7 protein-coding genes are annotated in these 9,407 nt (G+C 59.6%); 5 read left to right on the forward strand and 2 right to left on the reverse strand.

Going from position 1 to position 9,407, the window contains the following annotated elements:
- From AB5Y85_RS07145 to aroG, 4 genes are all read left to right on the forward strand, one after another.
- Window positions 1–324, forward strand: a 324-nt coding sequence (locus AB5Y85_RS07145; protein WP_368221290.1) for an FAD-binding protein, incomplete at its 5' end; no start/stop codon positions are given.
- A 225-nt stretch (window positions 325–549) separates the two neighbouring features.
- Window positions 550–1,638 carry a 3-phosphoserine/phosphohydroxythreonine transaminase gene (gene serC / locus AB5Y85_RS07150; protein WP_257687854.1) on the forward strand — a complete coding sequence of 363 codons (1,089 nt, stop codon included), beginning with the start codon at window positions 550–552 and terminating at the stop codon, window positions 1,636–1,638.
- A 227-nt stretch (window positions 1,639–1,865) separates the two neighbouring features.
- The gene (gene aroA, locus AB5Y85_RS07155; protein ID WP_005351267.1) at window positions 1,866–3,149 is read left to right on the forward strand and encodes a 3-phosphoshikimate 1-carboxyvinyltransferase; all 1,284 of its coding nucleotides are present in this window, start codon (window positions 1,866–1,868) and stop codon (window positions 3,147–3,149) included.
- A gap of 220 nt (window positions 3,150–3,369) precedes the next feature.
- Complete coding sequence (gene aroG / locus AB5Y85_RS07160; protein WP_257687853.1) at window positions 3,370–4,425, forward strand: 3-deoxy-7-phosphoheptulonate synthase AroG; 1,056 nt, start codon at window positions 3,370–3,372, stop codon at window positions 4,423–4,425.
- Window positions 4,426–4,551: 126 nt separating this feature from the next.
- On the opposite strand, the gene AB5Y85_RS07165 is transcribed toward aroG, so the two are convergent.
- Window positions 4,552–6,147 carry a methyl-accepting chemotaxis protein gene (locus AB5Y85_RS07165; RefSeq protein ID WP_257687852.1) on the reverse strand — a complete coding sequence of 532 codons (1,596 nt, stop codon included), beginning with the start codon at window positions 6,145–6,147 and terminating at the stop codon, window positions 4,552–4,554.
- Window positions 6,148–6,403: 256 nt separating this feature from the next.
- Here AB5Y85_RS07165 and hutW point away from each other — a divergent pair, with 256 nt between their 5' ends.
- Window positions 6,404–7,765, forward strand: a complete 1,362-nt coding sequence (hutW, locus tag AB5Y85_RS07170; protein ID WP_257687851.1) for a heme anaerobic degradation radical SAM methyltransferase ChuW/HutW — start codon at window positions 6,404–6,406, stop codon at window positions 7,763–7,765.
- A 111-nt stretch (window positions 7,766–7,876) separates the two neighbouring features.
- Here the strand turns inward: hutW and AB5Y85_RS07175 are convergent, their stop codons facing one another.
- Window positions 7,877–9,280 (reverse strand): DEAD/DEAH box helicase, encoded by a 1,404-nt coding sequence (locus tag AB5Y85_RS07175; RefSeq protein ID WP_005337040.1) that lies wholly within the window; start codon window positions 9,278–9,280, stop codon window positions 7,877–7,879.
- Between the last annotated feature and the right edge of the window lie 127 nt (window positions 9,281–9,407).

Raw genomic sequence — 9,407 nt, forward strand, 5'->3', positions numbered from 1 at the left:
GCTCTGGGCTCCAAGACGCAGTTTGCTTTGATAGAAGCGCTGGCCGACAAGCTGGGCGGCGCGGTGGGGGCATCGCGGGCCGCCGTTGATGCGGGATATGTCGCCAACGATCTGCAGGTGGGGCAGACCGGCAAGGTGGTGGCGCCCGAGCTCTATATCGCGATCGGTATTTCGGGGGCCATCCAGCATCTGGCGGGGATGAAGGAGTCAAAGGTGATCGTGGCCATCAACAAGGACAGCGATGCCCCCATCTTTCAGGTGGCGGACTACGGGCTGGTGGGGGATCTCTTCACTCTCCTGCCGGAGCTCACCGCCAAACTGTAAATTTGTCAGAAATGGCTTAGCTGTGGTCGTTTATGCGCTCTGCCCGCCATTTCTGTGCATGTTCCCTGCAAGCCCTGACCCGTTCAGGGCTTTTTCTACTGCAAGGGGGAGGCAGAGTGACGGTAAAAGGTTGAGCCAGCTCCCAAAAAGCCTTTGATCCGCTGGCTGCTCTTGTGTAAAACCTGACAAGTCATCGATTACTCTCATCCACTCACGGAAAGCGTCATGAGCAAACAGATTTACAACTTCTGCGCCGGCCCCGCCATGCTGCCGGTTGAAGTCATGGAGCGCGCCCAGCGCGAATTTTGTAATTTTCAGGGGCTGGGAGCCTCGGTCATGGAGCTTTCCCATCGTGGCAAGCCCTACATGGCGGTTGCCGAGAAGGCCGAAGCGGATCTGCGCGAACTGCTGGCGGTGCCGGACAACTACAAGGTACTCTTCATGCACGGTGGCGGCCGCGGTCAGTTCTCCGCCGTGCCCATGAACCTGCTGGGCGGGGCCAACAAGAAGGCGGATTTCCTGCTGACTGGCGTCTGGTCCCAGAGCGCTGTGGATGAAGCCAAAAAGTATGGCGATATCCAGACCTTCCAGGGGGTTGCCAAGAACGAGCAGGGGATCTCCCACCTGCTGCCGACCCCGGCGTTTCGCGCCGATGCGGCCTATGTTCACTACTGCCCGAACGAAACCATTGACGGCATCGAGATGTTCGACATCCCGGCCACTGGCGAGGTGCCGCTGGTGGCGGATCTCTCCTCCACCATTCTCTCCCGTCCTCTCGACGTGAGCCGCTTTGGCATCATCTATGCTGGTGCCCAGAAAAATATCGGGCCGTCCGGGCTTGCCATCGCCATCGTGCGCGATGATCTGCTGGATCAGGCGAGAGCCGATGTGCCCTCGATTTTCGACTACAAGCTCACTGCCAAGAACGACTCCATGTTCAACACGCCGCCCACCTACGCCTGGTATCTGGCCGGTCTGGTGTTCGAGTGGCTGAAAGAACAGGGTGGCCTCGAGGCGATGGAAGCGCGCAACAAGGAGAAAGCCGACTTCCTCTATGACTATCTCGATCAGTCGAGCTTCTACGGCAATCAGGTTGATGTCAGCTGCCGTTCGCGTATGAACATCCCGTTCCAGCTGAAAAATGCCGAGCTGGACAAGCAGTTCCTGGCAGAATCGGAAGCGGCCGGCCTGCTGGCCCTCAAGGGGCACCGCATCGTCGGTGGCATGCGCGCCAGCATCTACAACGCCATGCCGCTGGAGGGAGTGAAGGCCCTGGTGAGCTTTATGGATGGCTTTGCCAAGCGCCACTGCTGAAAAGAAAGTACATACGTGCTTGCTGGCGGCCTCTCGTGACAACCCGTGAGCCGCTTCCAGCTATTGCAGTGATTCAAGACGCCGGGGATACCCCGGCGTCTTTTTTTCAACAGAACCAGCGCGCTGGCGTTTGCTGTGCGATTTCCCCTGAAAGTGCCCTTGCCGAGCGGGACGCAGGCTGTTAACGTCCGGACAGGCGTTTATTTTTGAGATAGCACAGGAAGTCTATGAATTCGTTGCGTTTGGAACCCATTTCTCGTGTGGCCGGTGAGGTCAATCTGCCCGGCTCCAAGAGTGTCTCTAACCGTGCGTTGCTGTTGGCGGCGCTGGCTCGTGGCACCACCCGTTTGACCAACCTGCTCGACAGCGATGACATTCGTCATATGCTGGCTGCGCTGACCCAACTCGGGGTCAAGTACAAGCTTTCTGCCGACAAGACCGAGTGTACCGTTCAGGGTCTGGGCCGCAGCTTCGCGGTGAAAGAGCCGGTCAATCTGTTCCTCGGCAACGCCGGTACTGCCATGCGACCGCTCTGCGCCGCGCTATGCCTCGGCTCCGGTGAATATACCCTGGGCGGCGAGCCGCGCATGGAAGAGCGTCCCATCGGCCATCTGGTGGATGCCCTGCGTGAAGCAGGTGCCCATATCCAGTACCTCAAACACGATGGTTATCCGCCGCTGGTGGTGGATGCCAAGGGGCTGTGGGGCGGCGATGTGCACGTCGACGGCTCCGTCTCCAGCCAGTTCCTGACCGCGTTTTTGATGGCGGCGCCGATGGCGGCGGGCGATACCCGGATCCACATCAAGGGGGAGCTGGTCTCCAAGCCCTACATCGACATCACTCTGCACATCATGAAGCAGTTCGGGGTGGTCATCGAGCACGACAACTACAAGCTCTTCTACATCAAGGGCAACCAGACCTACATCAGTCCGGGTGATTTTCTGGTGGAAGGGGATGCCTCCAGCGCCTCCTACTTCCTCGCGGCGGGTGCCATCAAGGGCAAGGTACGGGTTACCGGTATCGGCAAGCACAGCATTCAGGGTGATATTCACTTCGCCGACGTGCTGGAGAAGATGGGCGCGCGCATCACCTGGGGTGATGATTTTATCGAGGCGGAGCAGGCGCCGCTGCACGGAGTGGATATGGACATGAACCATATTCCCGATGCGGCCATGACCATCGCGGTTGCCGCGCTGTTTGCCGAGGGGCCGACCTCCATTCGCAATATCTACAACTGGCGGGTGAAAGAGACCGATCGTCTGCACGCCATGGCGACCGAGCTGCGCAAGCTGGGCGTCGAAGTGGAGGAGGGGCATGATTTCATCACCGTGACCCCGCCGACCCAGCTCAAGCATGCCGAGATCGATACCTACAACGATCACCGTATCGCCATGTGCTTCTCGCTGGTGGCGCTGTCGGATACCCCGGTCACCATCAATGATCCCAAGTGCACCTCGAAGACCTTCCCGGATTACTTCGACAAGCTGGCCAGTATCAGCCAGCGTGGCTGATCACTGACAAACCCGTCATCACCGACGCTTCGGGCCCGCGCTGATCGGGCCTTTTTGCCTTCCTCACCAGCATCGTCATTTCGCTTAGCATCATTTCAATAACTTGCAAGATTGCCATATAAAATAGTTTTGTGATTGCTGTAATTTCCTATTTACACATGCGCTGTCGCGGGCTATGTTGAGATTTCCTAATCGCAGTCATCTAGCAGGAAGCCTTGTCATGCAGCATCAAACCGACGACGTTCGTATCAGTGAAATCAAAGAGTTATTACCCCCGGTTGCGGTGCTTGAGAAGTTTCCGGCTACCGAGGTGGCCTCGTCCACCGTTTTTGAATCCCGTCAGGCCATTCACAATATCCTGACCGGCGAAGATGATCGTCTGCTGGTGGTGATTGGTCCTTGCTCCATCCATGATCCGGTTGCCGCGCTGGAGTACGGCAAGCGCCTCAAGGCGCTGCGCGACGAGCTGAAAGGTCAGCTGGAGATCGTGATGCGGGTCTACTTCGAAAAACCGCGCACCACAGTGGGCTGGAAGGGGCTGATCAACGATCCGTACCTCGACAATAGCTGCAAGATCAACGACGGTCTGCGCATTGGTCGCAAGCTGTTGCTGGATCTCAATGACATGGGGCTGCCGACTGCCTCCGAGTTCCTCGACATGATCACCCCGCAATATGTGGCGGATCTGATGAGCTGGGGTGCGATCGGCGCTCGTACCACCGAATCCCAGGTGCACCGCGAGCTGGCCTCCGGTCTCTCCTGTCCGGTGGGCTTCAAGAATGGCACTGACGGCACCATCAAGGTTGCCATCGATGCCATTGGCGCTGCCAGTGCGCCGCACCACTTCCTGTCGGTCACCAAATACGGTCACTCCGCCATCGTGGCGACCCGCGGCAACCCGGACTGTCACATCATTCTGCGTGGTGGTCGTGAGCCGAACTACAGCGCCGCCCATGTCAGCGAAGTTGTGAAGGGGCTGGAGAAGGCCGATCTGCCACAGAAGGTGATGATCGACTTTAGTCACGCCAACAGCAGCAAACAGTTCAAGAACCAGATGGTGGTGGCTGAAGATGTAGCCGGTCAGCTGCGTGCCGGCAGCAAGGCGGTGTTTGGTGTGATGGTGGAGAGCCATCTGGTAGAAGGCCGTCAGGATCTGGTGGAAGGGGGTGAACTCACCGTCGGTCAGAGCATCACCGATGCCTGCATCGGTTGGGCCGATACCGAAGTGCTGTTGCGCAATCTGGCGGATGCCGTCGCAACCCGTAACGCCCGTTAAAGCTATCTTGGCGGCGCTGTTAATAGTCAGCGCGCCGCTGGAGTAGCAACGCGGCCGTTCGGCCAAATCGAATCCATAAAGCAAAAGCGCGACCCTCGGGTCGCGCTTTTTCATATGTGAAGTGGATTACCAGCGGTAGGTTTTCAGCAGCGCCTCCAGTTTCTGGCACTGCTCTACCAGCTGAATGCTGGCGAGGTTGGCGGCGTGCGCCTGACCCAGGGTGTCGTTGGAGGTGTTGCGAATGTCGCTTACCGAGCTGTCAACCTCATGGCAGACCCTGTCCTGCTCTTCGGCCGACTGGGCCATCTGGGCGTTGAGGTCGTTGATGCGGGCGATGCGCTCGATGATGTTCTGCATGGCTGCCAGGGTCGCTTCGGTCTTGCTGATGCTCTCATCGGCTTTGCTTTTTGCATCCCCGATCACCGTAACTGCGCTCTGGGCCTCATTTTGCAGGGCGGCGATCATCTGTGAGATCTCTTCGCTGGCGGCGCGGCTGCGGTTGGAGAGGGCTCGTACTTCATCGGCCACCACCGCAAAGCCACGGCCTTGCTCACCTGCCCGCGCCGCTTCAATCGCAGCGTTGAGGGCCAGCAGGTTGGTCTGATCGGCAATCCCCTTGATCACCTCGAGCACACCGTCAACCGCAAGACAGCGGCTGTCGAGTTGCTGGATCACCTGATCCACCCGATCGATCTCTGCCGACATCTCGCCCATATCGGTGATGGAGTGCTGGGCGAGGCGGCTGGTGTCGGCGGCATCCTGATTGGTGAGGGCGGAGAGCTCGGCGCTGTGGCGGGCATGTTCGCGCACCTCATGAGAGCTGGCGGCCAGCTCGCTGACGGCGGCGGCAACCTGGGTGGTCATCCCCTCTTGCTGGCGGGCCGAGTTTTCGGTCTGGGTCGCCACCTGACGGATCTGGTTCGACTCCTGATAGAGCTGGTGGGTTGCCTCTTCCACCTCCTGCAGGCTGTGGCGGAATCCCTGCACCATGTCATTGACGGCGCGGGTCATCTGGCCCAGTTCATCCCGGCTGTGATTGACCAAGGGGAGGGCGAGGTCGCGCTCTTTGGCCATCCGGATCATGGTGAGCTGCAGCTGGCGCAGAGGGTGTTTCACGTAGCGTTGCAATACCCACCAGAGCAAGCCGAAGCCGAGGCTGAAGACGGCGGCCAGGCTGCCGCTCAGGATCAGGTTGTTGTGGCGGATCTCGCCGAAGGTGTGGCTGAGGTCATAACTGATCCGCACTGCCCCCATCACGGTCCCCTCATTGACCTGATGACAGGTGAGGCACTGGGTGCCGCGATACTCCTTGTAGGCTTTGAACGGTTTGATCAGGGTGAGCCGGTTGCCCTGCTGCTCCAGAATGGCTTCGCCCTGATTGATGGCTCGCTCATCGAGGGGATCCTGCGCTTTCTGATCCGGGTGACCCGGGCCAAACAGGTTGCTTACTGCTGGTGCGCGCACCAGACGGGCCTCAACGATGCCCGCTTCACTCTTGAGTTTGGTCTGCACTATCTGCCGGTTGGCCATGCCACCAGTCATCATCAGCACGTTCACCTGATCCATATAGGTGTTGGCCATGCTCTCTACTTTCTCCTCTGCCAGCCGGATGGCGAGATCCCGTTGCAGCCATGCGGAGAGTTCGAAGCAGAGGCCAAAGGTGGTGCTGATGACCAGCGCAAGAGGGAGGAATATTTTCCAGTTCAAGGAGAGGTTATGCATTTTGGGCAAGTTCCATGCGCTTGGTGTTGTTATGTGATCCCGTATCATCTTGATCGTAGACGAAGAAACGGCGGGAGATGGTTCTCTATCGGCACACGATAACCACTCTTGAGTAAATAATCTGTTAAGCAGATCGGTAATGCTGGTTGCCAAAATGCCTTTCGGGAGGGGGGCTGCTCCTCGGGTTGATCCAGAACAAATTGCTATTAACGATAATCGTTATCATTGTCATTATTTGCTGATAATAGTGACCATCATGAATCTGACCCCTTCCATGACCGGTATTGCCACGCCGGATCCCCTCAAGTTTGCTTTTAGCGCCAAGACCTCGGCTCACGCCAGTCGGGGAGGGATGCGCCCCTTCCCGCTGGATGAGGCTGGCTGGCAGAGCTGGTGGCAGCGAGAGAGTGAAGCTGAGGAGCGCGCCCTCTACATCCACATTCCGTTTTGCCGAAAGCGCTGCAGCTTCTGCAATTTCTTTGAAAATGGCGCCAATCCGGCGCGGATCAACCGCTATGTCAACGCCCTCTGCGCCTCCCTTGCGCAGGCGACTGACACCCCGTTGGCGCAGAGCATGCCGTTTTCAGCCGTCTATGTGGGGGGCGGTACGCCGACCGACATGAGCGCCGACGAGCTGGCCATGCTGGCCGCCGTGATCCGCCGTTTCCCGTTGGCGGCCGATGCCGAGGTGACGCTGGAGGGACGGCTCAACGGCTTTGATGATGAGAAATGGCAGGTTGCGCTGGCGGGGGGCTTCAACCGCTTCTCATTTGGGGTGCAGAGCTTTGATACCCGGGTGCGTCAGCAGGCGGCCCGTTTCGATGACAGGGAGACGCTGCTGACCCGTCTGGGTGAGCTGACCCGGGATGATGCTGCTGTGATCGTGGCGGATCTTATCTTTGGTCTGCCCGGTCAGGATGATGCCGTGTGGCAGCAGGATATCCGCGATGTGATGGCGAGCGGTGTACACGGGGTCGATCTCTATCAGCTCATTGCCATGCAGGGCACCAATCTGGAGCGGGCGCAGGAGAAGGGCACCCTGGATTGGCTCGCTGATGGCCAGCAGCGGGCGGCCATGTATGCCTATGGCGGGGCGCAACTGGAAGCTCAGGGCTGGGAGCGTCTATCTTGCAGCCACTGGCGGCGCAGTCCGGCCGAGCAGAGTCGTTATAACCAGATGGCCAAGCGCGGTGCGGAGATCCTCCCCTTTGGTGCCGGTGCTGGGGGCAGCATTCTTGGCCATGGCTTGATGTATGGACGGGATCTGGCCCCCTGGCACGATGCGCTGGCCAGTGGCAAGCGGGCGCCCGGGATGGTGATGGGACGCAATCCCAATGCAAGGATGGACGGTCTGCTGCGTGGCGCCCTCGACAGTGGCGTGCTGGCGCTGGATCGTCTGCCAGCGCCTTTGCTGACCCATCTGATGCCGCTTTTTGCCGCCTGGCAGCAGCACGGGCTGGCCGAGATCGAGAATGCACGGTTGCAACTCACCCTCGCCGGACGCTTCTGGAACGTCAATATGCAGGCTGGCTTGTTCGAGTTCTTGCAGCTCAATCCGCTCGATGGTTCAGCGCCGCCCAGCCATGGTACTGCCGCGGTACGCCATTCGCTGGTTTGAGCCCGAGCGGAGCATTTGCACGGAGCACTTGCACGACTCCGTGCGATCCATAACGAAAGAGGGAGCCTTGCAGGCTCCCTCTTTTGGCTTGGCAGTTAGCGTCGCGCGAGCTTACTCGTCGCTGCTCTCCTGATAGCTGTCGCGCATTGCTTTGGGCAAGCGGCGCATTGGCGCAAAGCCGATATCCTCGCCCACCACTTCGCGCTTGCGGGACTTGTTTTGAGGAGACTGGGCGGGATTTTTGCTGGCGTCACCTTTGGCTTTGCCCTTGCCCGCGGCTGGCTTGCCCTTGGCATTGCTGCTCTTGGCGTTGGCATGGCCGCGAGCCCGAGGCGGGTTCTGCACCGGCTTGCTGCCCGGCAGAGTCTGGCGACTCGGCTTGCCGCTTGGCTCATACCCTTCCAATATCTCCACGGACAGGGATTGGCCGATCAGGGCTTCGATCGCCTTGAGCTGACCCAGCTCGTCCTGGCTGACCAGCGAGATGGCCTCGCCGCCACGACCGGCGCGGCCGGTACGGCCGATACGGTGGATGTAATCCTCCGCCATCTGGGGCAGTTCAAAGTTGATCACGTAGGGCAGTTGATCGATGTCCAGACCGCGGGCGGCGATATCGGTCGCCACCAGCACCCGCACCTCGCCACTGCGAAAATCGGCCAGCGCCCGGTTGCGGGCTCCCTGGCTCTTGTCACCATGGATCGCCACGGTATTGAGACCATCTTTTTGCATCTGCTGGGCGAGGCGGTCGGCGATCTGCTTGGTGCGGACAAACACCAGCACCCGCTGCCAGTTGCCACGGCCAATCATATGGGAGAGCAGCTCGCGGCGGCGTTCCCGATCCACCTGAATGATGCGCTGGGTCACCTGCTCGGCGGCAGTATTGCTGGGGTCCACCTCGATCAGGGTGGGGTCGTTCAGCAGGTCATCCGCCAGCGCCTTGATGTCGTTTGAGAAGGTGGCAGAGAAAAGCAATGTCTGCCGCTCTGCAGGCAGCGCCTTCATGATGCGGCGGATGTCGACGATAAAGCCCATGTCGAGCATGCGATCCGCTTCATCCAGCACCAGCACTTCCAGCTGGCTCAGGGTCAGGGCGCCCTGGGTCAGCAGATCCAGCAGACGGCCCGGAGTGGCGACCAGAATGTCCACCCCCAGTTTGATGGCGTCCAGATTGGGCTTGATGCTGACACCGCCATAGGCGATGAGAGTCTTGAATGGCAGGTGGTGGGCATACTTGATGATGCTCTCGCCCACCTGTGCCGCCAGTTCGCGGGTCGGGGTCAGTACCAGTGCGCGCACCTGACGACGGCCACGACCGTGGTTGGCCAGCAGACGCTGCAACATCGGCAGGGTGAAACCGGCCGTTTTGCCTGTGCCTGTCTGAGCGCCGCCGAGCACATCCTGACCGGCCAGAATGGCCGGAATCGCTTGCTGCTGGATGGGGGTTGGTTGTTCGTAACCCAGCTCCTTGACGGCCCGCAGAATATGCGGAGACAGACCCAGTTCGTTGAATGACATGTTCGAGAGAAACTCCTGAGATGAGCCTTTGGCTCAACGGGTAGCCAGCATGTTGGGGCCAGCCACGATATGGAAAAGATAGTGGGGCCGTAATATAGCAAAAGAGCGGCCGCTGCGCAGTAGCTGT

Source organism: Aeromonas sp. R3-1 (assembly GCF_040908345.1).
GTDB lineage: Bacteria > Pseudomonadota > Gammaproteobacteria > Enterobacterales > Aeromonadaceae > Aeromonas > Aeromonas veronii.

Excerpts from the sequence above, each read along its gene's own strand:
- serC (WP_257687854.1), top strand. The coding sequence starts at position 550 with ATGAGCAAACAGATTTACAACTTCTGCGCCGGCCCCGCCATGCTGCCG.
- aroA (WP_005351267.1), top strand. The coding sequence starts at position 1,866 with ATGAATTCGTTGCGTTTGGAACCCATTTCTCGTGTGGCCGGTGAGGTC.
- aroG (WP_257687853.1), top strand. The coding sequence starts at position 3,370 with ATGCAGCATCAAACCGACGACGTTCGTATCAGTGAAATCAAAGAGTTA.
- AB5Y85_RS07165 (WP_257687852.1), bottom strand. The coding sequence starts at position 6,147 with ATGCATAACCTCTCCTTGAACTGGAAAATATTCCTCCCTCTTGCGCTG.
- hutW (WP_257687851.1), top strand. The coding sequence starts at position 6,404 with ATGAATCTGACCCCTTCCATGACCGGTATTGCCACGCCGGATCCCCTC.
- AB5Y85_RS07175 (WP_005337040.1), bottom strand. The coding sequence starts at position 9,280 with ATGTCATTCAACGAACTGGGTCTGTCTCCGCATATTCTGCGGGCCGTC.